Annotated in this window: 15 protein-coding genes and 2 pseudogenes; 9 read left to right on the top strand and 8 right to left on the bottom strand. The window is 72.1% G+C overall.

The genetic code is table 11. The annotated features are described in order from the left end of the window. Positions 1-151: 151 nt before the first annotated feature. A complete protein-coding gene (locus D450_RS31975) occupies positions 152-2,131 on the bottom strand; it encodes a caspase, EACC1-associated type (protein ID WP_051063644.1) in 1,980 nt (659 codons plus the stop codon). Continuing rightward, a complete protein-coding gene (locus D450_RS31005; RefSeq protein WP_017540945.1) occupies positions 2,128-2,535 on the bottom strand; it encodes a hypothetical protein in 408 nt (135 codons plus the stop codon). The genes D450_RS31975 and D450_RS31005 overlap by 4 nt, the downstream gene beginning before the upstream one ends. A gap of 362 nt (positions 2,536-2,897) precedes the next feature. Here D450_RS31005 and D450_RS35305 point away from each other — a divergent pair. The 7 genes and pseudogenes from D450_RS35305 to D450_RS0122750 all read left to right on the top strand — a co-directional run. Next, positions 2,898-6,143, top strand: a pseudogene (locus D450_RS35305) (DEAD/DEAH box helicase); the annotation flags it as partial. 995 nt (positions 6,144-7,138) lie between these two features. Next, positions 7,139-9,688 carry a DUF1998 domain-containing protein gene (locus D450_RS34920; RefSeq protein WP_241483251.1) on the top strand — a complete coding sequence of 850 codons (2,550 nt, stop codon included), beginning with the start codon at positions 7,139-7,141 and terminating at the stop codon, positions 9,686-9,688. Continuing rightward, positions 9,685-12,057, top strand: coding sequence for a UvrD-helicase domain-containing protein (locus D450_RS0122770; protein WP_017540944.1), 2,373 nt, complete (start codon positions 9,685-9,687; stop codon positions 12,055-12,057). The genes D450_RS34920 and D450_RS0122770 overlap by 4 nt, the downstream gene beginning before the upstream one ends. A 591-nt stretch (positions 12,058-12,648) precedes the next feature. After that, the gene (locus D450_RS0122765) at positions 12,649-13,266 is read left to right on the top strand and encodes a hypothetical protein (RefSeq protein ID WP_017540943.1); all 618 of its coding nucleotides are present in this window, start codon (positions 12,649-12,651) and stop codon (positions 13,264-13,266) included. Between the two features lie 224 nt (positions 13,267-13,490). Then, positions 13,491-14,246 carry a dienelactone hydrolase family protein gene (locus D450_RS0122760; RefSeq protein ID WP_017540942.1) on the top strand — a complete coding sequence of 252 codons (756 nt, stop codon included), beginning with the start codon at positions 13,491-13,493 and terminating at the stop codon, positions 14,244-14,246. Positions 14,247-14,395: 149 nt separating this feature from the next. Further along, complete coding sequence (locus D450_RS0122755) at positions 14,396-15,835, top strand: MFS transporter (protein WP_017540941.1); 1,440 nt, start codon at positions 14,396-14,398, stop codon at positions 15,833-15,835. Between the two features lie 506 nt (positions 15,836-16,341). Beyond that, complete coding sequence (locus D450_RS0122750) at positions 16,342-17,595, top strand: acyltransferase family protein (protein WP_017540940.1); 1,254 nt, start codon at positions 16,342-16,344, stop codon at positions 17,593-17,595. 30 nt (positions 17,596-17,625) lie between these two features. On the opposite strand, the gene D450_RS0122745 is transcribed toward D450_RS0122750, so the two are convergent. The 3 genes from D450_RS0122745 to D450_RS0122735 are packed head-to-tail and all read right to left on the bottom strand — an operon-like array spanning position 17,626 to position 20,257. Continuing rightward, the gene (locus tag D450_RS0122745) at positions 17,626-18,150 is read right to left on the bottom strand and encodes a GerMN domain-containing protein (protein WP_152520900.1); all 525 of its coding nucleotides are present in this window, start codon (positions 18,148-18,150) and stop codon (positions 17,626-17,628) included. Beyond that, entirely contained in the window at positions 18,147-19,589 is a 1,443-nt protein-coding gene (locus tag D450_RS0122740; protein WP_241483250.1) for an ATP-binding protein, read from the bottom strand. The genes D450_RS0122745 and D450_RS0122740 overlap by 4 nt, the downstream gene beginning before the upstream one ends. After that, positions 19,586-20,257 carry a response regulator transcription factor gene (locus tag D450_RS0122735; protein WP_017540937.1) on the bottom strand — a complete coding sequence of 224 codons (672 nt, stop codon included), beginning with the start codon at positions 20,255-20,257 and terminating at the stop codon, positions 19,586-19,588. Before D450_RS0122735 ends, D450_RS0122740 begins: the two co-directional genes overlap by 4 nt. A gap of 113 nt (positions 20,258-20,370) precedes the next feature. On the opposite strand from D450_RS0122735, the gene D450_RS0122730 reads away from it, so the two are divergent. Further along, positions 20,371-21,150: an SGNH/GDSL hydrolase family protein gene (locus D450_RS0122730; protein WP_017540936.1), complete on the top strand. Its 780-nt coding sequence runs from the start codon at positions 20,371-20,373 to the stop codon at positions 21,148-21,150. Positions 21,151-21,348: 198 nt separating this feature from the next. On the opposite strand, the gene D450_RS0122725 is transcribed toward D450_RS0122730, so the two are convergent. Further along, positions 21,349-22,137, bottom strand: a complete 789-nt coding sequence (locus D450_RS0122725) for a MerR family transcriptional regulator (RefSeq protein WP_241483249.1) — start codon at positions 22,135-22,137, stop codon at positions 21,349-21,351. 151 nt (positions 22,138-22,288) lie between these two features. Here D450_RS0122725 and D450_RS0122720 point away from each other — a divergent pair, with 151 nt between their 5' ends. Then, complete coding sequence (locus D450_RS0122720; RefSeq protein ID WP_017540934.1) at positions 22,289-23,464, top strand: serine hydrolase domain-containing protein; 1,176 nt, start codon at positions 22,289-22,291, stop codon at positions 23,462-23,464. 96 nt (positions 23,465-23,560) lie between these two features. Here the strand turns inward: D450_RS0122720 and D450_RS30995 are convergent. Both D450_RS30995 and D450_RS0122705 read right to left on the bottom strand, forming a co-directional pair. Further along, positions 23,561-24,037, bottom strand: a pseudogene (locus D450_RS30995) (NUDIX domain-containing protein). A gap of 238 nt (positions 24,038-24,275) precedes the next feature. Continuing rightward, positions 24,276-24,980 carry a hypothetical protein gene (locus tag D450_RS0122705; RefSeq protein ID WP_026128716.1) on the bottom strand — a complete coding sequence of 235 codons (705 nt, stop codon included), beginning with the start codon at positions 24,978-24,980 and terminating at the stop codon, positions 24,276-24,278. Positions 24,981-25,729 lie beyond the last annotated feature (749 nt).

The raw sequence follows: 25,729 nt of genomic DNA, 5'->3' as shown, positions 1-25,729 counted from the left end.
GTCGTCCACCGGTTTCGGGGAAGGGGTGAATGTGAAGAAGTGAGGAGCTTTCGGTCTGCGCCGACGATACACCAGGGGGAAAGCCGCGCCCGTCGGTGCAGGCGGGCTCCGAACCGGTGGCGGAAAAAGGGCCGGCCCGCCTCCGCGGCGTTCACTGGGAGCGCTGGTCGCGGGCGTCCGCGGGGAACACCACCAGCGTCTTGGCGAGGCGGTCGTGAAGAGCCTGCTTCCTGGGATCGGAAACCAGAGCCAGCGACTCGAACAGGACGAAGACGTGCCCGACCACGGGAATCGACTGCGGTAGGCCGAAAACGGAAGCGCGGATCATGATCTGGCGTCGGTGGAGGCGGCGTCCGCCGGCGGCATCGACCACGCAGACCCCAGTTGCGGCCATGCCGATCGTGCGGCCCTGCGTCCCGAGCAGGAGGGCGTCGTAGAGGAACATCAGCGGTCCCCAGCCGAAGAACACCGACACCACCCAGATGGACATCAGGACGTCGAACGGTTGGCTGAAGTCGAAGCCGGACTCTACGTTCTCGGGCGCCGTGAGTGCGCTGATCATCATTACGGTGAAGAAGGCGAGCCCCCATCCGAAGACGCCGACCAAGGTGCAGTCGATCAGGCGCGCTCCCACGCGCCGCCCGGCGCCCGGCCGGTGGGGCCGAGCGGGGGCGCCGGTCGGTGTCCCCGGCCGAATGACGTCCCGCCCCACCTGGCCACGGGGCGGCTGTGGGCCGGCCAGCACGGTGGCCGGTGCTGTGCCCGGTCCAGGAGGGAACGGTGCCGGAGGTGCCGGTGGAGCGTCACCCATCGCCGGGCCGGCGTCCGTATGCGGTCCCGGTTCCGGTGTCCTCGGGGGTTCGGCCGTCTCGGCAGGCACGATCTCGGCCGTCACCATCACCTCCACCTCGCCGGTCGGCCCGGAGAGGGTGAGGGCGGTGTCGACCGCGCCCAAGCGGGTCGTGTCCAGGGTGACCGCCAGGCCGTCCAGGGTGTCGGCCTGCCAGTCCACGTGCAGCACGGGCGAGTGCGGATGGGGGGCGCACCGCCGTGCCAGCGGCGGTCCGAGGAGTTGGATCGTCCGCCTCGGTGGGGCCGCCCCCTGGGCGATGCGCCCGAACTTCAGTACCTCCGGCAGCGGTTTGATCCGTAGGCCGTCCAGCACGCGCCGTGCGTCGGCCATGAGCGGCCCGGCGTCCTTTTCGGCCACCCAGTTGAGCGCCGCGTGGGCGCGCTCGGCCGCCTCGGTGTCGGAGCCGGTCGCCAGGGCCTCCAGACGGCCGAGGCCCTGGCGCCGCACGCCCTGGTCCTCGTCGAGGAGCTTGTCCGCCAGGTCGTCGGGGAGGCCCTTGAGGACACGGTGATTGCGGGTGCTGCGGGCCAGGTAGACGTCGCCCTGGACGTGCATGCTGCGACTCGGCGTCTGGTTCGGATTCTCGGTGCGGACGCGGTCGTACAGGTACTCGTACAGCTCGTCGAGCGAGACGAGCCCGTCCTCGTTCCGGTCGGCCTCGCCCGTCGTCAGGGCGTCGACCAGGGCGCTGGTGAACACCGAAGGCTTCGGGCGGGCGTCCTCGGTGAGGCGGCCGTCCTCGAAGGCGTACTCCATCGCGCTCGACGCCGTCACCACCGCCCAACCGCGGCCGCTGTTCATCGCCTCCTCGGTGAAGGTGTCGAACACGTGCACGTCATTCGAGGCGCGCAGCCCCATCCCCTTCATGAACGCCCCGCCGTAGCAGCAGTCGAGGAACAGGACGGAATTGCGGGCCCGACAGGTCTGCATGCACTCGCGGACGAAGAGGGCGGGGACAGCCGTGGAGCGCAGCAGTTTCGGATCGGTGTCGCAGGCGGCGAAGTACAGCTCGCCCCTGGCATTCTTCAGGCCGTGACAGGAGAAGTGCAGGAGCAGGGCGTCCTCGCGCCCGCCCGAGGCGAAGAAGGCCTCGACCCGCCGCGTCACCTCGTGCGAGGCGGCGTTGTGCACCACCTCCACCTCGAACCCTCCGATGGCCGGGTCGCCGAGCACCCGCGCCAGTGCGGCGGCATCCTCTTCGGGAGAGCGGAGGTCGGTGAGCCCGTCGTTCGCGTAGTCGTCCTGGGCGACGACCAGCGCCCGGCGCGCCCCGGTCATGGCTCGGAGCGGGCGGTCTCACCGCCGTGCCGCTGCAGGCTGTGCCGCTGAAGGAAAAGGTCCATGGCACGGTCGGCCTGGTGGTCGGTGCCCTCCGCGATCTCCAGGACGTCGCCCGCGATCTCCAGGCGGATGGAGGGGCGCGGCCGGGACCGCAGGCGCCAGGCGCGGACGGTGTGGACGATCGCCGGCAGGACGGCCGCCGTCTTCTCCGCGATTACGGCCAGGGCGGAGGCGTCCGCGGCCCAGTCCCCGCGTGCGCCCGGCGGTGGGGGGCCCGCAACGAGCGGGCGGACGTCGTCGACGTCCAAATGGTCGAGCTCCTCCCGCAATCCGTCCACCATTGCGGCGAGGTCGTCGTCGAAGACATCGCAGGAGACGCGGACCAGAATCGTGTTCTCCATTGCGGTACCTCGTGCTCTCCGTGGGGGGGACGACCAGTGGGGGTGACCAAGGCGCGGTCGGCGGAAGTCCCTCAAGTCTGCGCCGCAGGAGTCCCAGCGGCAACCGATTCGACGGCATTCACCCTGCTCGCGCGGGTCGGCCGGACCGGAGGTCGGTGGCGGCCGGGCCATTGGTCCCGAAAAGGATGTCCGGTACGGGGTGCTGAAGGGCGCTGTGCGGTGAATTCCTCCGCTTATAACAATCCTCGCCAACAGGTAAAAAAAGGCCCAAAGCGCCTCCCGTTCCCCATAATGTTGGAGGGGTGAGGGGGGTGCCCCGGTGAGGCGTCGGCGCGCGCTCCGGGCACGCCCCGGTCTTTGCGGTGCGTGAGCGAGCGAGGAGCGTGACGGAGCCGGTGCAGCCCACCCTGGCCGCCGCCGAGGTGCGGCGCAACCTCACCCAGTACCTCTCGACCACGTTCGCCCTGGCCGACGAGCCCGTCCGCGACGCCCTCGGGACGTTCCTCAACGACCCCGATCGCGGCATCTTCCGCGGGCCCTACCTGCGCATCCGCACCCCCTTCCGGCATGCGGACGAGGGGTGGCGGCGCCATCTGGAGTGGGCGCCCGCAGGGTTCACTCCTTACCTGCACCAGGCCGCCGCGTTCGAGCGGCTGTCCACGCTCAACGGCCCGGCGCAGCCCACCCTCATCACCACCGGCACCGGCTCGGGTAAGACCGAGTCCTTCCTGATCCCCGTGCTCGACCACTGCCGCCGCGAGCGCGCCCGCGGAGCCGCCGGCGTCAAAGCGGTCGTCCTCTACCCGATGAACGCCCTGGCCAACGACCAGGCGAAGCGGCTCAACGGCTACCTCGCCCTGCCCGGCTTGGAGCAGGTCACTGCCGCGCTCTACGTGGGCGACACCCCGGAGAGCGGCTACGACCGGGTGATGACGCAGCGCTCGGAGATCCGGCGGAATCCGCCGGACATCCTCATCACCAACTACAAGATGCTCGACCTGCTGCTCCAGCGGGACGCGGACGTGCCGCTGTGGGAAGGCGCCGACCTGTCCTACGTGGTCGTCGACGAGTTCCACACCTACGACGGTGCCCAGGGCACCGACGTGGCGATGCTGCTGCGCCGGCTGGCCTCGGTGACCGGCGCGAGCGAGGACGGGCGCCCGCTGGGCCGGATCTGCCCCGTCGCTACCAGCGCCACCCTCGGCGCGAACGCCCTCGGGGCGAACGGCGGCGGTGCCGTCGACGGGGACGAGGAGATCCGCCGTGTCGCGGCCACCGTGTTCGCCACCGAGTTCGGCCCGGGGGCGGTGGTGGGCGAGGACCGCATCGGCGTGGACGAGTTCATGCGCCAGGGCATGGAGACCGAGGAACAGGACCCCGACGACCCGCGGTCCCCGGACGGGATCAGGTACAGCCTGCCCATCCCCGACCCCGTGCGCGTGGCGCGGATCCCGGACCCGCGCAACCGGCCCGACGCGATGGGGGAGATCGAGCGCGCCTTCACCGGGCGCGAGTTCACCGACCCCGCCGAGCTCGGCGCCGTCCTGCGCTCGCACATCCTCACCGCAGCCGTTCTGCGGATCCTCGGCGGCGAGGTCGCCCCGCTGGACGCCGTCCTGGACCGGCTGCCCCGCGAGGGCGCCTACGCCTGGGGCCAGGCGCTGCGCACCTCGCGCCCGCAGGTGGCCGAGGCGCTCGCCCGCTACGTCGCGCTGCTGTCCACCGCGCGCGACCCCGACCGCCCCGACCGGCCGTTCCTGCACATCGAAGCCCATCTGTGGGTCCGCTCGATCACCCGCCTGCTGCGGGACGTCACCGATTCCGCGCCGGCCTTCAGCTGGCACGGCGAGGCCGCGCCGCCGCTCGACGCCGAGACCACCGCGTCGGCGATCGGCCGGGGCCGCCTGCCCGCGGTCTACTGCCGCCAGTGCGGCCGGTCGGGCTGGGCCGCCATCTCACCCGAGCGCCACGCCGCCGACCTGGACACCGACCCCGACCGCATCTACCGGGCGGCGGTCTCCGGCAAGAAGGCGGTGCGCCCGCTCATCCGCGCCGCCATCGACGAAGCGGAAGACCCCCAAGCCGGGACGAAGGTCGCGGTCCTCGAATCCTCAGGAGCCCACGTCCGCCCCGTCACCGCCGGAGACGTGGAAGCCGCGCGCACCGGCGAGCTCGACGGGGTCTTCGTCCTCACCGACCTGACCCACACCAAGGAGGCGTTCCGCGCCGCCGAGAACGACCGGTGCCCCGCCTGCGACAGCGAACAGGGCACGCGCTTCCTCGGCGCCGGGCTGGCGTCGCTGGCGTCGGTGGTCGCGACCGAGCTGTTCACCAGCGGCCAGCTCGCCGACCCGGGGGAGTCGCCCAAGACGCTGGTCTTCAACGACGCGGTGCAGGACGCCGCCCACCGCGCCGGGTTCATCTCCAACCGGTCCTACACCTTCTCCCTGCGGGCGCTGCTGGCCGAGCAGCTGCCCGACGACGGAGGCCCCGTCCGGCTCAACGACGTCATCGCCGACACCGTCACCACCGCGGGCGACCCGCGCTACCTGCCCTGTGTCGTGCCGCCCGACCTGCATGACCGGGACGGGATCGACACGGTCCTGGCCGGGGAATGGGACGGCGACGACCGGGTGTGGCGGACCATCGGCGAGCGGCTGGCGTTCGCGGCCGTGATGGAGTTCGGGCTGCGCTCCCGGCAGGGGCGCACCCTGGAACTCACCCGCACCGCGGCGGTGGAGGTGGGGCTCGACGACCCCGACCGGCTCGCCGCGCTCGCCCGCGACCTGCTCCTGCACAACACCGACCGGCTGACGGGGGTCCCCGAGCCCGCCGTGTTCCGCGGCTACCTGCGCGGACTGCTGGAGCGCACGCGCATGCGGGGAGGCCTGGCCCACCACTGGCTCGACGCGTGGATCGACAAGGCCGGCACGCGTCGGTTCGGTGCCGTCTGGGGCAATCGCCCCGACGGCATGCCCGCCTTCCCCAATGGGCTGTCCGCGCCCCGCTTCATCCTGGGCGACCCCAAGAAGAACAGCGAGTTCGACGCGATCAGCGGGCGCCGCACCTGGTACCAGGACTGGACCGTGCGCTGCCTGGGCATCGAGGCCGCGGACGCCGCCCGCTACCTCGGCGTGCTGTTGGAGATGCTGCGCGACGAAGGCGTCCTCACCCGGTTCACCGCGGGCGACCAGACCACACGGGTCTACGGGCTCCAGCCCGGACGCATCCTCGTGCGGCGGCTCTGCGAGGACGAGGTGCACCGGGCCGGGATCCGCTGCCCGGTCTGCGGCTGGCGCCAGACCGTCCACCCCGACCTGGTCCCCGAATGGCACGGCCTGGCCTGCCCCCGCTACCTGTGCTCGGGGCACCTCGACCCCGACGAGGACCACCGGTTCACCGGCGACTACTACCGCCACCTGTACTTGGACGCCGAGCCGTTCCGCGTCACCACCGCCGAGCACACCGGCCTGCTCACCCGGGCCCAGCGCGAGCGCGTCGAGTCAGCTTTCCAGGGGCAGAGGCACCACAACGACCCGAACGTGCTCTCCTGCACGCCCACGCTGGAGCTGGGGATCGACATCGGCGACCTGTCCGCCGTCATCCTCGCCTCGGTTCCGCACGGGCCCGCCAACTACGCCCAGCGCGTCGGGCGGGCCGGGCGGCGCAGCGGCAATGCCCTGCTCCTCACCCTGGCCGGCAGGCGGGCGCGTGACCGGCACTACCTCGCCGACCCCACGGCGATGATCGCCGGGCGGATCCAGCCGCCGGGCAGCTACCCGTCGGCCGTGGAGATCCTGCGCCGCCAGTACGCCGCGCACCTGGTCGACCTGGCGGCGCGCGGGGAGCTGCCCGGGGTGCTGCCGCTGCCCCGGCGCGCCTCCGCGCTCTTCGGTGAGACCGGGTGGCTGGCCTCCTTCACCGAGGCGGCCATCGCCGAGGGGCCGCGGCTCGTCGAAGGGTTCCTCGGGCTGTTCGCCGGGGCCGGTGAGCCGGTCGGCGACGACGCGGCCGCCCAGCTCCGGGAGTTCGCCGCGGTCGGGATCAAGGAGGCGGTGGCCGCCGCCGAGCGCCGCTGGGAGGACCGGTTGGCCGACCTGCGCCACCGGCTCCGGTTGATCGACGCCGCCGCCGACGCCCTGGTGGCCTCCGACCCCGAGCAGAACAACCNGGCGGGGGGGGGGGGGGCCCCCGCCGTATCGGCGAGATCGGGCGGTCCGACGCCCACTCCGCCCTGGTCGAGCTGGGCGTTCTGCCGAACTACTCCCTGGTCGACGGCACGACCGCGCTGGAGGCGACCATCACCTGGTCGGAGCGCTCGGAGGCGGAGGGCGAGACCCGCTACCACAGCGAGGTCCGCGAGTACGAGCGCTCGGCCCTGCCCGCCCTCACCGAGTTCGCGCCCGGCAACCACTTCTACGCGCGGGGCTACCGGCACACCGTCGACGGCCTGGACATCGGCACCAGGACCCGGCGCACCTGGGCGCGGTGGCGGGTCTGCCCGCAGTGCGGGTACGTGCGCACCACGACCGCCCAGGAGGACACCAGCCCCTGCCTGCGGTGCAAGGGGACCCGGATCGGCGACAGCAGCGCCCTGCACAACGTGCTGGAGCCGACCCGGGTCGAGGCCCGGAACCGCCGCGAGGACGCGCAGATCCGCGACGACCACGACGACCGGCAGCGGCGCTACTACGAGGTGGCCACCGCCGTCGACATCGCCCGCGAGGACATCGCGCCGCACGCCTGGCGGCACAGCAAGCGCGCCTTCGGGGTCGACTTCACCCGGCGGGCGGTCATCCGGCGCTTCAACCTGGGGGCGCTGCGGATGGACCGCCCCGCCGACACCGAGTTCGCCGGGGAGCTGGTCCGCCACCACCCGTTCCACGTGTGCACCGAGTGCGGGGGAGCCACCCCCGACCGGCCCGACCGTGGTCGGAGCGCCTCCGTGGTGACCAGCGGCTACGACGCCTCGCCCAGCCACCACCGGCCGTGGTGCCGCCAGCGCCGCGGCGACGACGTCGAGCACCTGCCGCTGGTGCTGGCGCACACCTTGGAGACCGAGGCGCTGCGCATCCTCGTGCCCGCCGCCAACATCCTGGTGCGCGAACGCACCGTCACCTTCCGGGCCGCGGTGATGGCCGGGCTGGCGCGGCTCTACGGCGGGCGGCTCGACCACATCGCGGCCACCACCGCCACCATGCCCGACCCGCAGACCGGGTCGACACGGCGGTTCCTCGTCGTCTACGACACCCTGCCCGGCGGCAGCGGCTACCTGAACCCCAAGTCGGGCCAGGAGGGCATCCGGCAGATCCTGTCCTGCGCCCTGGAGGTGGTGGCCGAGTGCCCGTGCAAGGAGCAGGAGGACACGGCGGCCTGCCACCTGTGCCTGCTGCCGCACGTGGCCGGTCCCGACTTCCCCTACGCGGACCGCGCCCTGGCCGTAGAAATGCTGCGCGAGCTCCTGGACGACTGGCGGACCGAGTCCGTCTCGGCCACCGACGAGATCTCGCTGTGGGACCAGGTCGAGAGCGAACTGGAGTCCCGGTTCCTGGCGGCCCTGCGCACATGGGCCTCTGTACCCGGGACCGGGCGCTCCTTCAGCGGCGGCGGGCGCGTCAACGACCGCCTCACCGGCGACCTGCGCCTGGAGGGGGCCGACGGCACCCTCGTGAGCTGGCGGGTCATCCTGCAGAACACGATCCGTGACACCCGGCCCGACGTCGTCTTTCAGCGGCGAGACGCGGGGGCCCAGCGGGTGGCCGTCTACCTCGACGGCTACAGCTACCATGCGTCCCGCTCCTACAACCGGCTCGCCGACGACGCCCGCAAGCGGGCCGGGTTGCGCGCGTACGGCATCCCCGTCTTCCAGCTCACCTGGGAGGACATGGATTACTGGGAGACCGGCAAGGTCCCCGAGGATCCGCCGTGGCGGCCGTACGGTTCCGCGGCGGAGACCCGCGCGCGCCAGTACCACCAGAGCAAGGGCGCTTCCGCCGAGGAACTGCCCCGGACGGTGTGGACCAGCCCTGTGGAGACGCTCCTGGCGTTCCTGGCCGATCCCGACCAGGAGCGCTGGAAGGGCCGGGCGGAGGCCGCCGCGATGGGGATGCTGCGCACGCCTGAGGCGGACGGGGGACCGGTCAAGCCGGAGGCGCTCGGCGGTGCCCTGGCGGAGGCGCTGCGCGGCGGTGCGCTGAGCGCGGACCCCCAGGCCGCTTCGGGAGGAGTGGCACTGGTCCGCAGTGCGGACGCCTCGGGCCTGCCCGTCACCCTGGTGGCGGACCGGAGGAACAGGGACGCGATCAGTGCCTTCGTGGTCATCGACGACCGCGACGCCACCATCGTCGCTGAGGAGGAGGCGCACAAGCGCCGCTGGAGGGCCTGGCTGTACTGGGGCAACCTGGTGCAGTTCCTGGGAGACGCCACCGGGGGCGGGTCCGGCGGGGACGGCGCGCAGATCGCCCTCACCGCGCTTGGCGGCTTCGACCTGGATGCCCTCACGGCGGCGGGCGGGGAAGGGCTCGACGAGCGCCTCGCGCGGACCCTGGTCGCCGATCCCGAGCTGACGCAGATCATCACCGAGATCACCGGGACTGTCCCCTACACGGTCGTGGAGCAGCCGTCGCCGGAGCGGCGGCCCGAGCCGGTGGTCGGGGGCGAGTCCGATGCGAGGGAGGCGGAGCCCGCCGGTGCCGCAGCCGGTGCGTCCGCCGTGACCGCCGTGCCCGAACCGACGGGTTCGGAAGAGCGGAGTACGGCCGTCGAGACGGCGGCACAAGGTGTCCCCGGCCTCCATCAGGACGGGCGTGCGGGGGCGCCGGAGGACGACCCCGAATGGGCCGAGGTGATCGGCCTGCTCGACGATGAGGAGCCGGGACTGGAGTCGCTGGCCCGGACCCTGTTCGCCCGGGGCGTCCCGGCCCCCCAGGTCGGATACGAGCTGGGAGACGGCCTGTGGCCCGCGGAGCTGGCCTGGCCGGACCGGCGGATCGCCGTTGTGCTCGGCGGGTACGGCCACGACGGCATCGGCGACGGCGAGGCCGAGAAGGCCAAGCGGGACGCCGCCTTCGAGAAGGCGGATTGGAAGGCGCGGGGCGCGCGGGAGTGGGACGTCTCCGAACTGGTGCGGCGTCTCGGCGGGACGGAAGGATGAGCGTGCAGGACAAGGCCACACTGAGGCTGCTGGACAAGGCCGATAAGGAGATCAGGAAGCTTCCCCGGCCGGTCAAGGGGGCCATCTACGACTTCCAGTACAAGTTCCGGGAGAACCCGAACAGCCCTGGCCTGAATCTGGAGATCCTGAAAGGGGCCGAAGGGGGCCGCCTGTACTCGGCCCGTATCAATCAGGACTACCGCGCGTTGCTGCTGCACGTCGGCAACAGCGATTACGTCCTGGTGACCGTCCGCCCCCACAAGGACGTCTACAAGAACCTCGACCGGCTCAAACACCAGGTCAACCCGGTCACCGGCGGCATCGAGTTCATGGAGATCGTCGAGTCGGCCGAGCTGGCCCCCTCCGGCGCCCCGGGGGCCGAGGCCGGGCCTACCGCGCCGCAGGCCCAAGGCGCAGTCCCGCAGGCGCCGCAGGATGCACCGCGCCCCCTGCTCGCCGACTACACGCACCAGCAGCTGGCCGATCTGGGCGTCGCCGAGGCGCTCATCCCGCTCGCACTGAAGGTGACCACCGAGGAGGGCCTGCTCCACCTGGTGGAGACCGCCCCCGCACTCTCCGAAGACGTCCTGCTCAGGCTCGCCGACGGCTGCTCCTACGAAGAGGTACTGGAGGAGGTCACCCGGCCCGTCGCCGCGGCCGAGCCGGTGGACACCTCCGACTACTCGGCCGCGCTGGCGCGCCCCGCCACCCGGGTCACCAGTGAGGACACCGACCTGCAGGTGGCCATCGAGGACGGGTTCGGCAAGTGGAAGGTCTTCCTCCACCCGTCCCAGAGCAAGCTGGTCCGGCGCGACTACCGCGGGCCCGCGCGGGTCAGCGGCGGTCCGGGGACGGGCAAGACGATCGTCGCGCTGCACCGGGTCGCCCACCTCGTCGACCGGCTGCCCCCGGGGCGCGGCAAGGACGTCCTGTTCACCACCTTCAACAAGAATCTCGCCGGCGACCTGCGCAAGCGCCTGCTGGAACTGGGCGGGCAGGAGGTCCTCGACCGGGTGGAGGTCGTCAACATCGACAAGCTCGCCACCCAGATCGTCTCCCAGACCGGGCGCGGTGGCCGCCGCAAGCGCATCGACGACGCCAAGGCGCTCGCCGAGTGGCAGGCGCTCCTCGACGAGCTCGGCGAGACCGAGTGGGACGCCGAGTTCCTGCACGCCGAGTGGAGCCAGGTGATCCTCGGCCAGGCGATCAACACGCGCTCGGAGTACTTCCGGGCGCGGCGGGCCGGGCGCGGGAGCCGGATCAGTCGGGCGCAGCGTGCGAGGATCTGGCAGATCGTTGAGCGCTTCACCATGCGCCTGGACGAGAAGGGGATGTGGACGCACCGGCAGGTCGCCCAGATGGCCGCGCGTATCCAGACCGAGCAGGCGATGAAGATCGCCGAGTTCGAGGCCCGGCAGGAGCGCGAGGGCGCCGAGATGCTGCAGCACCTGGAGCAGTCGTGGGCCAACCTGCGCTACCCCTACCGGCACGTGGTGGTCGACGAGGCGCAGGACCTCAGCCCCGCGCACTGGAAGCTGCTGCGGACTCTGGTGCGCGAGGGCGACAACGACATCTTCCTGGTCGGCGACACCCACCAGCGGATCTACGACAACTACGTCTCGCTGAGCAGCCTGGGCATCAACATCCGCGGGCGGTCGTCGCGGCTGACCCTGAGCTACCGCACCACCCGGCAGATCCTCGGGTCGGCGCTGCGGCTGCTGGGGGAGGAGACCTGGGACAACCTGGACGACAGCTCCGAGGACCTGTCCGGCTACCGGTCGGTGCTGCACGGGCCCCGGCCCGAGCTGGCCGGGTACCCCACCTGGGAGGCGGAGCTGGACGCCGTGGCGCGGAAGGTCGCGGCCTGGCAGGAGGAGGACCGCGAGCGGGCGGAGCGGGAAGGGGAGGACCGGGAGCGGGGGACCATCGCGGTCGCCGTCCCGATCCGGGACATGGTCGCCGAGGTCGAGCAGCGGCTCGTCCGGGAAGGCGTCACGGCGGCGAGCATCGGTCCGGAGGGGCCGCGGCTGGAGGACGCCGTGCACGTGGGCACCCTGCACCGGTTCAAAGGGCTGGAGTACAAGCGGGTCGCCATCGCCGGGGTGTCCGAGGGGCGGGTCCCACCGCGCCGGATGGCCCAGATGGGTGACGAGGACCCCCAGCGTCGACAGCGGGAGATGCAGCGGACCCGGTCCCTGCTGTTCGTCGCCGCGACCCGGGCGAGGGACGCACTGACGATCACCTGGCACGGGGCGCCCAGCCCGTTCCTGCCGAGCGAGGAGGCCGGCGCCGGGAAGGACGGAACTGGGCGGCCCGAGGCCGGTCCGGTCGACGGCGCCCTGTTCAAGCCGGACGGCGCGATGTTCTGACGAGCGCGGTTCCGTCGGGCGCGGTTCTGGCGTCCGCCTTCCGCGCGCAGGCTCGGTGAAGGCCCCGATCCACCATGTGGTCGGGGCCTTCGTGCGTTCGGGTTCGTGGGGGCGAGACAGACCCGGCCCCGACCTCCGCCTGCCCCTTCATGACGACGTGCTCGGGGGCAAAGGCTCGGATGCCCTGGCGTGGCCGTGAGCGCAATGACTGTGTCCGCATCCGGACGCCGTGCGGGGACCAGCCCCGACCACGGGGACGGGGAACCGCAGATCCGAGCGGCACGCGGCCGGCCCCCTTCGGCAAACCGTCTCCGATGAGGAATGCAGAGCTTTCCGGAGCGTCAGAGGGCCGTGCCACCCGACTCCTTTTTCTGGCCTATCGGTAATGGGATCAAATGAGGACTCCCTGGGCTTGCGCAAGCCCTGCCCCCGCCGTTGGCACGGAGTCTTCATGAAGCACCCCGAGAAATGTGAAACCGCAAAACACTCCCGGTGCAGGTGTGGGTGGTGTGGCGGCGCCCTTCACGGCTGGCCGGGATTCCAACGCCTCGCGGAGAGGCCCCCGAAGTCCGTAGTGAGTACCGCGCGACAGTGGATGATGAGTGGTTCGGGGCGCTCAGGGCCGACGGTGCCCCTGAGGGCCGCCCCAAGACCATGAAGCGTGCGGCTGCGAAGCGGGCCACAGCCGACCTGGTGGACCTGCTCGCTGGCGACCAAGGCTTTCTCGGGCAGGTCAAGGGGTTGGGGGATCATCTTTCCGGGCCGGTGCGCAAAACGGCCATCGACCGCGCCGAGAAACAGCCTGTCCGGGACGGGGATGACACCGATCCGCAGAGGAGGACACTCGGGCACTTCTGGTGTTCGCTTCTGGTCGAGTTGTCCGGGGCGGTGGAAAGGATCTGCGATGCGGCGGAGGCAGCGGCGGAATCCGCGGCCGCTCTTCAGGAACCTCTCCCCGGCGAGGTGCACCCGTTCGCAAGCGACCTCCAGAAAGAACTGGCGGTCTTGACGCTGCGGTCTCTCATGATCTCTCAAATGCTTCACGATCCGCTCCTGATCATGAGGATCATGGCCGTCTTCATGTGCCCCGACCCCGCCAACCATCCGCAGATCGCCAAGCAGTGCCTTTTCCCTCTGGTCGGGGAGGCGATCGGGGACGACGCGGCGGCGTCTCTGCGCAGGGCGTTCGGGGATCCGGAGGCCGAGTAGGGGGCGGCTTTTTCGGGGCGGCGCGGGGAGGTCGGGACGGGGATCTGCCGCGCACGCAGGGGAGGTGACAGATCCCCGGCCCTCATTGACCTCTAGTGAGCTTGAGGTTTTAGGGTCGGTCGTGCGTCCGGGAGGTGCGTTCGGAGCGGGAAGCGGGGCCCATGGCGGAGGATGGGCGCGTGCGCCTGCGGCGCACCTGACGACGTCCAGAGAGGAACCCGCACATGTCGACACGTTCGGTCCAGGTCCCCACGCCCGACGGCACCGCCGACGCCGTCGTCGCGTCCCCCGACGACGGGGAGCGGCACCCGGGGGTGCTCCTGTACCCGGACATCATCGGGCCGCGCCCGGTGATCCACGAGATGGCCGAGCGGCTCGCCGCGCACGGCTACCACGTCCTCGTTCCCAACCTCTTCTACCGCCACGGCCCCGCCCCGGTGGTCGAGGTCCCCGACCTGACGGTGCCTGAGAACCGCGAGGCCTTCTTCCGGGAGGCCCTGCCCCTGCTGCACGAGCACACCGTCGAGCGCGCGCTCGCCGACGCCGGCGCCTACCTCGACTTCCTCGCGGCGCGGCCAGAGGTCCGGCCGGGGCCGGTCGGGACCGTCGGCTACTGCTTCGGCGCCGTGCTGGCCGTGCGCACGGCCGCCGCCCGGCCCGACCAGGTCGCCGCCGCAGCGGGCTTCCACCCCGGCTCCCTGGTCACCGACGCCCCGGACAGCCCGCACCGGCTCGCCTCCGACATCGCGGCCGAGCTCTACTTCGGCTTCGCCGAGCACGACGACGGCATGAAGCCCGAGGACATCGCGCGCTGGGACGAGGCCATGGACGAGGCGGGCGTCACCTGCACTTCCGAGGTGTACCCGGGCACCGTCCACGGCTTCACGATGGCCGACACCTCCGCGTTCAGCCCCTCCGGCCTCGACCGGCATTGGAAGGACCTCGTCCCGCTGCTCGACCGGAACCTCACGACCGACTGACCCCGGCGCCGCCGACCCCGCCCCTGTCGGCCCCGGCTCCCTCGGCCCCGAATCCCGTCGGTCCGGATCGGCGCCGCCCGCCGCCGCCCGCCGCCGCCCGCCGCCGCCCTGTGCGGCCCACCCCGATTGGACGACGAATGGCCGGTCACGTGGTCACATCACCCGCCCACCCCGATACGGCGGGCGGCCGCTCCCCGCGGCTGTGGGCCGTGGTGCTCGCCGCCTGTGCCGGGCAGTTCCTGGTCGTCCTCGACGTGTCGGTCGTCAACGTCGCGCTCCCCGCAATGCGGAGCGACCTCGGCCTGAGCGCCACCGGACTGCAATGGGTGGTCAACCTCTACACCATCGCCTTCGCCGGACTCATGCTGCTCGGAGGCAGGGCCGTCGACGTCTTCGGCCGGAAGAGGATGTTCCTCCTCGGCCTCGGCACCTTCATCGTCGCGAGCCTGGTCGGCGGCCTCGCCCAGGAGCCGTGGCAGCTGCTCGGCGCGCGCACGGTGCAGGGGATCGGGGCCGCCGTGCTCGCCCCGGCGACGCTGACGATCCTCACCACGTCCTTCCCTCCGGGGGCGGCGCGGACCCGGGCCATCGCCACGTGGACGGCCGTCGGCGCCGGAGGCGGTGCGGCCGGCGGGATCATCGGCGGCGCCCTGACCGAGCTGTTGTCCTGGCGCTGGGTGCTGCTCATCAACGTGCCCATCGGGATGCTGGCCGTCGTCGCGGCCGCTCTGTGGGTCACCGAGCGGCGGGACGACCGGGAGGGCGCGCCGCCCCGGCTCGACGTGCCGGGCGCCCTGCTGGTCACCCTCGGCCTGGTGACGCTGGTCTACGGGGTGGTGCAGACCGAGACGCAGGGCTGGGGCGCCCCGGGCGCCTTCGGACCGCTGATCGGCGGGCTCGTGATGCTGGGGGCGTTCGTCCTCGTGGAGGCGCGGACGGCGGCCCCGCTGGTGCCGCTGCGGCTGTTCGCGTCGCGCCCGATATCGGCTGCGAACGCCGCGATGTTCGTATGCGGTGCCGCCATGGTGTCGATGTGGTACTTCATGTCGCTGTACATGCAGAACGTCCTGCACTTCAGCCCGCTCCAAGCCGGTCTGGGGTTCCTCGCGCAGACGGTGAGCATCATCCTCGGCTCCAAGGTCGCCCCGGTGGTGATGCGGGCCCTCGACGGGAAGTACGTGGCGATGGCGGGGATCGCCGTCAGCGGCGCCGGCTTCCTGTGGGCCGGGTGGGGGATTCCGGCCGGCGGCGGATACGTCGCCACGGTCCTGGGCCCCGGGATCCTGATGGCGCTCGGCTTGGGGCTGGCGGCGACGCCCCTGACGTCGTCGGCCACCTCGGGCGCGGCACCTGAGGACGCGGGGCTCGTCTCGGGCCTGGTCAACACCGCGCGCACCGTCGGTGGAGCGCTGGGGCTCGCCGTGCTGTCCACGGTGGCGGCGTCGCACACGGCGGGCCGGTCCGCTTCCGAAGCGCTGGCGGGCGGCTACGGGTTCGCGTTCCAGGTCGGCGGCCTCGTGCTCATGGCAGGTGCCGTGTTCGTCCTCGCCGTTCTTCCCCGCCTGCGCTCAGGGGACGAGGCAGGGTAGGCAGAATCAGTCCCTCTTGGGTCGGCGATCCTGGCGCCGTAGAGCACACGAGCAGGGCCTGCCCGTGGTCGACGGGAAGAAGGGAGCTTGGCTCCCTTAGACCGTCGACGGGCATTTGCTGAGACGCCTGTGCGACGGCGATGGCGAGAACGCCGCGCGCTCGGCGGCCTCCGCGGTCTTGGCCTCATGCGCCCCTGACCGCGACGAGCGGTTCTTTCCCAGCGGCATCGCCCGGTTCGGCTCTGCCAGCGGGGGGCTGTCCGTGGGTTTCGGTGCGGCGGGCCAAGGCCTACAGATCCCGCGCAGGTTCAGGTGTCCTCTCATTCCCGAACGCCGGGATCCGGCGTGACCGGCGGACCGTCCGCTCACCACCGACGTCCGCTCACCGTCGCAGAACCTGCCCGGCCCGCCCTTCGCTCCGTGAGCGTGCGCTGGGCCGCCGACTGCGACACGACTGCGACTCGGCGGCCACAGGGCCCGGACACAGGGACGGCAGCCTCGCCTCCATGACGCAAGCCGAGCCGAACCGGGCCGTCCGGGCCGCCGACGGCGCCTCCGGGCGCGCACCGTACGTTCCCGCCCTGGACGGGCTGCGGGGGATCGCGATCCTCGGGGTGCTGCTGTTCCACACCGACCGCCTCCCCGGGGGCTTCCTCGGCGTGGACCTGTTCTTCGCCCTCTCCGGCTACCTCATCACCGACCTGCTGCTGCGCGAGGTCGCGGCGAGCGGATCGGTCTCCCTCGCCGCCTTCTGGGGCCGGCGGATCCGCCGCCTGTTCCCCGCCCTGGCGGCGATGCTCGCCTCCGTCGCCGTACTGGTCTGGGCCCTCGGGCCGCCGGACACGGTGCGCACGATGCTCTCCGACGGCCCGTGGGTGCAGGTGAACCTGGTCAACTGGCACCTGCTCGCCGAGTCGGCCGGGTACTGGGACCGCTTCGGAGCGGAACGGGTCTTCGAGCACCTGTGGAGCATCGCGGTCGAGGAGCAGTTCTACCTGGTGTGGCCGCTGGTCCTGCTGGCCGCGGCCCGATCCGCACGGCGCCCGGGACGGCGCGGGCACCCGGAACGGCCGGTGGACCGCCGGATCGCGGTGGCGTCCGTCGCCGCCTCCGCCGCCTCGCTGGTGCTGATGGTCCTCCTCGTCGGCGCCGACGGGACGTCCCGCGTCTACATGGGCACCGATACCCGCGCGTTCTCGCTGCTCCTGGGCGCCGCGGCCGCCACGGGCCCGGCCCGCGCCCTCCTCGCGGCCGCCGTCGGCCGGTGGGCGGGCGCGGCCGCCGCGGCGACGGCCGCCGCAATCGCCGTCATCTGGCTGCTCGCGGACGGCGCGGACACGCGGTGGCTGTTCACCGGCGGGCTCTTCGCGCACTCGCTGGCCTCGGCCCTGCTGATCGGCCTGTGCGTCCAGGCCCCGCGGACGCGCCTCTCCCGCGCGCTGTCCTGGCGGCCGCTGCGCTGGCTGGGCCTGGTCTCCTACAGCCTGTACCTGTGGCACTGGCCGGTCATCGTGCTGCTCTCGCCCGAGCGCACCGGCCTGGAGGGGTGGGCCCGGACCGCTGTCGTGGCGGCCGCGGCCGTCGCCCTGGCCGCCCTGTCGAAGTACCTGGTCGAGGACCCGATCCGGTTCCGCGCCCGGTGGGCGCGCGGGCGCAGCGGGGCGTGGGCGTTCGCGGGGGCCATGGTGGGACTCGCCGTCTTGTGGGTCGTGCTGCCGGCCCCGGCCCCGCCCGCCGTCGACATCGCGAAACTGGAGTGACCGGCGGCGCCGTCCACCGTCCATGGCGCGTCACCCGATCAGCGGGCAGGTCCGGTGCTCCTCCGACTCCGCGGTGCCCAGGGTGAAGCGGACCTGGACCTTCGTCCCCGTCGATCCCCCTTGCTGCACGTGGGCGCCCAGCGCGGTGCACACGATCTGGTCGATGCCCTGCGGGGTCACCTCGTCGACCGACAGGGGCACCACCACCGTGAGCACGTCGGGCGCGGTGGTCACGGCGACCCGTGTCGTGGGGACCGGGGCGATCTCCGTGCGCAGGCCGGACGTGGGCCCGGGGCCGGTCAGGAGCAAGGACACTGCGTCCGAGACCGATCCCAGGCGGCCGCTCTCGCGCTGCTGCGCCTTGAGTTCGCCGTCGCCGTCGACGAAGTAGAGGGTCATGCCGGGTGCCACGCCGGTCGGGGCCCGACCGCCGTCGGTCGGTCCGGTGGGGTGCAGCCCGCAGCCCGAGGACAGCAGGGCCGCGGCCACGAGCGCGCACAGCCCGAGCGGGACCCGCGCGGCCGACCGCGCCCGCACCGCCTGTGCCGGTCTCACGACCCCTCCTCCTGCTTCTCCTGCCCGCCCGGGTCCCTCGGCAGCCGCAGCACGAACCGCGCACCGCCGCCGCCGGCGTTCTCCGCGGTGATGCCGCCGCCGTGCAGGCGGGCGTTCTCCGCGGCGATCGCCAGGCCGAGCCCGCTGCCGGGGGTGCGGGCGCGGGCCGTGTCGGCCTTGTAGAAGCGGTCGAACACGTGCGGCCGCACCTCCTCCGGCAGGCCCGGTCCGTCGTCGGTCACCTCGATCCGCACCTCATCAGGTGTCGCCGTGACGCGCACCCGCACGGGCGGCTCCCCGTGCCGCAGCGCGTTGCCGACCAGGTTGGCCACCACGACGTCCAGGCGGCGCCGGTCGGCCCGCAGCGTGATCCCCTCGACCCCCTCCAGCTCGACCCGGTCGAGCCAGCCCCGCGCGCGCAGGCAGTCGCGTACCGCGCCGACCGCGTCGAACTCCTCCACCCGGAGCCGGACCGAACCGGCGTCGAAACGCGACACCTCCATCAGATCCTCCACGAGCCGGACCAGGCGCCGGGTCTCGGTGACCGCCAACCCGACCGACTCGCGGTCGTCCGGCTCCATGCGGTCGGACGCGGTCGCCAGGACCTCGACCACCGCGGTGAGCGTGCTCAGGGGCGTCCTGAGCTCATGGGAGACGTCCGAGGCGAACCGGCGGGCGTCGGCCCGCATCCGCTCCATCCCCGCCATCGACGTCTGGACGGACTCGGCCATCTCGTTGACGGTGGCGGTCAGTTCGGCCAGTTCGTCGGCGCCCTGTGGCGCGGTCCGAGCGCCGAGGTCGCCGCTGGCGAGCCGGCGCGCGGTGTCGCGGAGATCGCGCACGGGGCGCAGGACGCCGCGCGCGGCCAGCAGGGCCAGCAGCACCGCGGGGACCAGGGCCAGTGCGGAGGCTCCGGCCGCCGCCCGGGTGAGCGCGTCGACCTGGTCCTGCACGCCCGACAGGTCGCGCACGGCGTACACCTCGATGCCGGACGGGGTGCGCCCGCCGTCCGGGGCCGTGATCATGAGCGGCACCCCGACGAGGAGCCATGGGCGGCCGTCGGCCGCGACCCGCTGGACGGTGATCCGGTCGCGCTCGCGCACGGCCCCGCGCAGCGCGTCGGTGACCAGGCGGGGGCCGGTGCCGTCGGCGGAGCGCATGTCCTCGTAGGTCACCAGTGTGTTCGGGCCCACATCCCGGCGCAGGCGGTCGAGGGCGTCCTGGTCCGGGGGGTAGGCCAGCTCGGGGGCGGCGGCGCCCACCCGGTCGGCGACCTCCCCGGTGATCCGCTCCTGGGCGCCGTCGACCAGGGCGGTCGCGGCCGAACCCGCGCCGGCCCACGCCGCCGCGGCGGCCCCGAGCACGGTCACCAGGACGAAGGCGACCACCAGCCGGGGGCGCAGCCCGCGCGGCCGCAGCCGTCCGAGCACGGGGCTCACACCGGCCCGAAGCGGTAGCCGAACCCGCGGACCGTCTGCACGTACTCCGGCGCGGAGGGGCGCGCCTCGATCTTGGCGCGCAGCCGCTGCACGCAGTTGTCGACCAGGCGGGAGTCGCCTAGGTAGTCGTGCTCCCAGACCTCCTCCAGCAGCTGCTGCCTGCTGAACACCCGGCCGGGCGCCCGGGACAAAGTCAGCAGCAGCCGCAGCTCCGTCGGCGTCAGGGCCACCGGCTCGCCGTGCAGCGTCACCGTCAGGGCCGAGGTGTCGATGCTCAGGTCGCGGTGCACGCGCAGGCCGTCGGACGGGGTGCTGCGGCGCAGCACGGCGCGGATGCGCGCGTCCAGCACGGTGGGCCGGGCCGGTTTGACGACGTAGTCGTCCGCGCCCGCCTCCAACCCGCTGACGATGTCGAAGTCGTCGCCGCGGGCGGTCAGCATGATCACCGGGACCCCGCCGGACGCGCGGATGCGGCGGCACACCTCCAGACCGCTGATGCCCGGGAGCATCAGGTCGAGCACCACCAGCTCGTACGCGGCCGACTCCAGTTCCCGCAGGCCCCGCTCGCCGGTGTCCGCGGCACCGACCCCGTGGCCGTGCCGGGAGAGGGCGAGCTGGAGGCCGCGCCGGACCAGGGGATCGTCCTCGATCAGCAGAATCGCAGCCATCGCTCCAAGTATGCGCAACGGCCGGCCGCCGGGCCCGCAGGCGCGGGGGACTGCGACACGACCGGGACACGGTGGCGGACGGGCCGGGACAAGCGGCAGGCACCGTCGGGGACATGATCAACAGACCGATCCTCATCGCGGGCCTGGTCGGGCCCCTTCTCCTGTCCGTCGGCTGCTCCGGAGGGAGCTCCGCATCCGAGGACGCGGGCGCGTCCGGGGGCGCGTCCGAAGGTGCTGACGCCTCGGCCGGTCCCGGGCTCTCCGAGGTCCTCCTGCTCGGGGACTCGGTGGCCGCGGGCCAGGCGCTCCCCATGGCGGAGGCGTTCGACGCGAGCGGTGTCGAGTTCGTGTCGGAGGCCTCGGACGGCGGGGGCAACGTCGTCGGGCCCTTCTCCGAGAAGAACTGGGAGGAGCTGCCCGAGCGGGTCGCCGACGCCGACCCCGACCTGGTCGTCTACCAGGTCACCACCTACGACTGGGGGACCGCCGACGAGCAGCGGGAGGGGTACGGGAAGCTGCTCACCACGGTGACCGACCAGGGCGCGGACCTGGTGTTCGTGACCATGCCGCCGATCAAGCCCGACGACTTCTACCGGCCGCACATGGACCAGCTGGAGCGAACGTCAGAGATCGCAGGGCAGGTCGCGGATTCCTCGGGCGATGCGAGACTTCTCGACGCCGGTGAGGTGTGGGGCGACGAGTACCAGAGGGCGCGCGACGGCGAACCCGACCGCAGTGAGGACGGAATCCACACCTGCCCCCAGGGCGCCGCGCGGTTCACCCAGTGGCTGCTTGAAGAGCTGAGCGACGCCTACCCGGGGTTCACCCCGGCAGAGCCCGAGGAATGGGCCGACGCCGGCTGGTCCGCCGACGAACGCTTCAAGGGCTGCTGACCCGCCTGGAAGGCGCCGCTGACCTCTCGGCACGGTGAGACCGCCGCGTTCGCGTATCGCGTCCTCGACCTCTCGGGATCATCAAGGAAGGACAGGGACGTTCCCGTGGGCCGCCCCTGGGCCGTCGGTGTCGGCCGGGGACGCGAACGCGGTCTTGAACCTGCGTCGAGTGCTCCTAAGGAGCGGAACCGGCGGCCCTCACGGGATGAACACGCCTGCGGAGATGAGGTCGAGCAGCCGGGCCCCGGCCGGTGACCGGTTGCCGAAGCGGCTGATGAGCCGGTAGCGGGTCGCGGGCGAGGTGCGGGCGTTCTGGAAGCTGGTCACGACCTTCAGCATCGCGGGGTGGGCCAGGACGTACTCGGCCAGGTCGGTGGCGACCTCTTCGACGCGGGGGTCGTTCGGCTCCCAGGCGAGGGCCTCCCCCGCACGCTTGTGCAGGTCGATGACGTGCGGATCGCCCAGGGCGGCCTCCACGTCGTCGAGGTAGTCGTCGAAGGCATCGGGGTCCAGCGCCCGGGCCAGGACCAAGCCCTCCCGGGTGGCGGCCACCTCCTCCGGGGTGAGCCCGGAGGCGCGCCCCTGCTCCAGCAGGACCGCGGCGCGGTCGGGGAGCAGGGCCTGGTCGCCGTCGGCCAGGCGGCGCAGCTTGGTGCGCTGGGCGGTCATCTCCTCGATCCGCCGGTTCAAGCGCGTCTCGACGTCGTCGAGGGCCGCGGCGAAGCGCTCGGGGCCGTATTCGAGCATGGTGCCGATCTCGGCCAGGGGCACCCCGGCGGCGGCCAGTGTGCGGCCCCGCCCCAGCCGCAGCACCTCGGCCGCGCCGTAGCGGCGGTAGCCGGAGGCGTCGCGCGGGGGCTCGGCGAGCAGTCCGATCCGGTGGTAGTGGCGGACGGCCTTGACCGTCACTTCGGCGAAGGAGGCCGCCTGGCCGATCGTGAGTCCGTCCGGCATCGGCGCGACGCCTTCCTTCTGTGCGGAGACCATGCGCTGAGTGTGCTCCGAGTCTGTGTGGCGTAGATCACGCTTGAGGTTGACCTTAGGGCAAGGGCCAGGCTCCTCATAGAGGCACAGCGGCACAACGGGCACAACGGCACAGTGCCGACCGCGCACGACGGATTCGAAGGAGCGGGCCACGATGACCACACCCCTTTCCGGTCGGCACGAGGACCGACACGGGAGCGTTCCGCCGACCGGCACCACCGGAGCGGACACCCCCGGAACGGATACCGCCGGGCAGGACCGCCCGGAGCTGCAGAGGGCGATCGAGGAGATCGTCGAATCCGGCTTCCTCGGGGTGTCGCTGCGTGTACGCGACCGGCGGGGCGAGTGGGCCGGCAGCGCCGGACGGGCCGAGCTGGGCGGGGCCGCAGCGCCGGCGACGGACACGTACACGCGGATCGGCAGCACGACCAAGACCTTCGCCGCCGCCCTGGTGCTGCGGACGGTGGCCGAGGGGCGGATCGGACTGGACGCCCAGGCAGCGGACCACTTGCCCGGGGTCGGTCTGGACGAGCGGATCACGGTGCGGATGCTGCTGCAGCACACCAGCGGCGTCTTCAATTTCACGGGCGAGTTCGATGCCGAGGGGACACTGATCCCGGGCGTCACCACGCCCTACGGCGCGACGACCGAAGAGTGGCTGGGCGGCCGGCTGGCGAGCCACCGCCCTGAGGAACTGGTGCGGCCGGCGCTCTCGAAGCCGCCGCGGTTCGAGCCGGGTTCCGCGTGGAGCTACTCCAACACCAACTATGTGCTGGCCCGGCTGCTGGTCGAGAGCGTCACCGGCCGCACGTTCCCTGAGGAGATGCAGCGGCAGATCCTGGGGCCGCTCGGACTGACGGGCACCGTGCTGCCGGAGGACTCGCCGGAGATCCCCGCGCCGCACGCCCGTGCCTACTTCCGTTACGAGAAGGACGGCGTGCAGGAGACGGTCGACATCACCCGCCAGAACCCCTCCTGGCTCTCCACCGGCGGCGACGTGATCTCGACCACCGAGGACCTGGCCGTGTTCCTGTCCGCACTGTTGGGCGGCCGGCTCCTGCCGCCCGAGCTGGTGGTCGAGATGTGCACGCCGCGGTCCACGGGGATCCCGTCGATGGACTACGGCCTCGGGGTGTTCGTCCAGGAGACGGAGAGCGGCACCGTCATCAACCACAACGGCGGCGTCCCGGGTTACGCGGCGCTGGCGGCCGCCGCGCCCGACAGGAGCACGACCTTGACGGCGGCGATCAATTACGTGGACGACCCCGACCTGACCATGAACGCCCGGGGCCAGGAGGCCTACCGGAGGCTCGTGAGCGAGGTGTTCTGAGGCGGGCCGACAAGGCGGGGCAGACGGTCGGGCCCGCAGGGGGCACGCCCCTCGATCCCGGCCGGTGAATCGACCGAGGTCGGGAGGGGCCGGGCCTCACTCGATGTAGGGCCTGGCCCGGCCTTCCACGTAGTGGCTGAGCCGGAGCTTCATCGACCGGTCCATCCGGTATCCCTCCAACTCCGCCTTCGGGATCCAGCGGACTTCGCGGGACTCGCTGCTCGGTTTCACCTCCCCCGAGACCGGTAGCGCTGTCAGCACGATCGAGAACTCCTGGCGAACCTCGTCATCGCTCGTGTAGTGGATGACGTGCTTCGGGTCGGTGTAGGTCCCCGAGATTCCCGTGATCTCGCAGGTAATGCCGGTCTCCTCCTGCGTCTCGCGCACCGCCGCCTCGGTCAGGGACTCTCAGAGATCGATCGTGCCGCCCGGCACGGCCCAGTTGCCGTTGTCGGTGCGGCAGATCGTCAGAACCTCGTCCCTCTCGTTGACGACGACCACGTTGACCGAGGGGACGAGGCTGTTGGCGGGCGGGGCCTGCGGGTCGTCGTAATGGTCGATCCGCTTGGGCATGGTCCTCCCTCACTCCAGCGGCGCCGCTTCGCTCTCAAGGCGCTTGAAGCTCTCCAGGTATGTGCTCACCATCCCACCGCCGGCGGTCCGGACACCTCCGGCGGCGCCCATTGCCATCGTCCCTCCGGCGTGTGGCCGACGTGCGCGCATCTCCTCGTCCGGTCGCAGTACTGGCGGTGCATACGACCCCGGCGGGTCCGTGCCCGGTGCCTCCGTCGAGTCCCGGTGGTACGGCGCCCTACCTCCAATTCGGGATGCGGTCCAGGATGTCGCACCGAAGGTCGAGGGCGGGCAGCAGCTCCCGGGGGTCCCGGTGGTCGTTGATCGAGTCGATCGCGTCAAGGAACTCCCCGCGGAAGTGGATTCCGCGGGGAGCGCGCGGATCGGCCAGCAGGAGGTTGACGACATCCGGTTGCAGTACGGCGCGCGCGAAGTCGTCGTCTTCGGTCGTCACCTCGAACTGGCCGTCGAACTCCGGGAGCCCGATCGATGTCCCGCCACGGCCGATGGCCTGGTTGGCGGAGTTCTGGAGCCGCGGGACGCGCGTGATGTTCAGGATCGGATGAGGGGACGGGGCCGCGACCCAGATGGCCCGCTCACGTTGGTGGTTCCCCTGGTAGGTCACGTCGAAGGTGGACGCGAGGAAGCGCCGCCCCCGGTGGGTTCCTGAGACGACGTCATGTGCCGCCGTGGCTCTGGGGGGACCCGCCAGCGGCGTACGCCGGTCCCGCCGGTCGAACTGGCGGTTGTACAGCTCGATGAGCGTGTCGTCGCGCTCGGAGAACGCCCACCCGCACTGCTCGATCGCGGGTCGGAGCTGCTGTGCCTCAGGCGGGCGGGCGGCCCGGGTCGCCCGGAGGACGAAGAAGATCAGCAAGGCCACGCCGGCGAGAATGGCCAGAGTCCCGAAGATGACGATGACCAGCACCAATGCCGAACTCATTTGCCGCCCCCATACAGACTGGAACCCGAGGCCCGGACCGCACCGGGGGTTCGGTCACGCACTCGTACGGACCCGGAGCCAGGTTCGCACAGGCCCACAGCAGTGCGGTGACCGAGGGACCCGCATGCGTCTTCGTGGGGTTGTGTCCGCCGGCGATCGCGGATCGCACCTTGCAGGCGACGATCGGCCCGATGACCAGGGAGCCGTGGCGGTAGCGCGGTGCCTCGGGTAGGGGAACGGATTCAGGTGTTCGGGCGCCGGCTCCCCGCATTCACCTCCGACAGCAGAAAAGCCCTGCCTGTTCGATGTGTCATCGCAGGTCAGGGCTTTCTTTCGAATGGAGCGGATGACGGGAATCGAATGCCCCAGGTTCAGGGGGATGACCTGCATAAATCCTGAGAATGTGCAGGTGAAGGGGGAGTCGTCGTCCAGGGTGTTCCGGGTTGCTCCGGGATGCTCTCCCAGTGGTGCACCCTCAGGGTGCACCACCTGTGCGGGGTCGGTGCACCCGCGAGGGTGGACGGCGGGCTGGGCCTGCCTTTTCGGTCGTCGCCGAGGTTCGTGTGGGTGGTGCGGGTTATCCTTCGGCTGGCGTTCGCGGGTGGGCGGTGTCTGTCGCTTGGGAACCCTCGGTGCCCATGGAATCCCGGGGAGGTTCTCAAGGGGAAATGGGTGGTTTTGGTGTCCGGTGGCAGGTTCCAGGTGCCGGTCAGCGCTCCGTTCCCGGGCCGACCTACCTGTTCAGACGC

The organism is Nocardiopsis halophila DSM 44494 (genome assembly GCF_000341245.1).
Lineage (GTDB): Bacteria > Actinomycetota > Actinomycetes > Streptosporangiales > Streptosporangiaceae > Nocardiopsis_A > Nocardiopsis_A halophila.
This window is presented reverse-complemented; position numbering and strand designations above follow the sequence as displayed.

Coding starts and splice junctions, on each gene's coding strand:
- D450_RS31975 (WP_051063644.1), bottom strand. CDS start 2,131: ATGACCGGGGCGCGCCGGGCGCTGGTCGTCGCCCAGGACGACTACGCG.
- D450_RS0122750 (WP_017540940.1), top strand. CDS start 16,342: ATGACGCAAGCCGAGCCGAACCGGGCCGTCCGGGCCGCCGACGGCGCC.
- D450_RS0122770 (WP_017540944.1), top strand. CDS start 9,685: ATGAGCGTGCAGGACAAGGCCACACTGAGGCTGCTGGACAAGGCCGAT.
- D450_RS0122760 (WP_017540942.1), top strand. CDS start 13,491: ATGTCGACACGTTCGGTCCAGGTCCCCACGCCCGACGGCACCGCCGAC.
- D450_RS0122720 (WP_017540934.1), top strand. CDS start 22,289: ATGACCACACCCCTTTCCGGTCGGCACGAGGACCGACACGGGAGCGTT.
- D450_RS31005 (WP_017540945.1), bottom strand. CDS start 2,535: ATGGAGAACACGATTCTGGTCCGCGTCTCCTGCGATGTCTTCGACGAC.
- D450_RS0122725 (WP_241483249.1), bottom strand. CDS start 22,137: ATGGTCTCCGCACAGAAGGAAGGCGTCGCGCCGATGCCGGACGGACTC.
- D450_RS0122705 (WP_026128716.1), bottom strand. CDS start 24,980: ATGAGTTCGGCATTGGTGCTGGTCATCGTCATCTTCGGGACTCTGGCC.
- D450_RS0122730 (WP_017540936.1), top strand. CDS start 20,371: ATGATCAACAGACCGATCCTCATCGCGGGCCTGGTCGGGCCCCTTCTC.
- D450_RS0122735 (WP_017540937.1), bottom strand. CDS start 20,257: ATGGCTGCGATTCTGCTGATCGAGGACGATCCCCTGGTCCGGCGCGGC.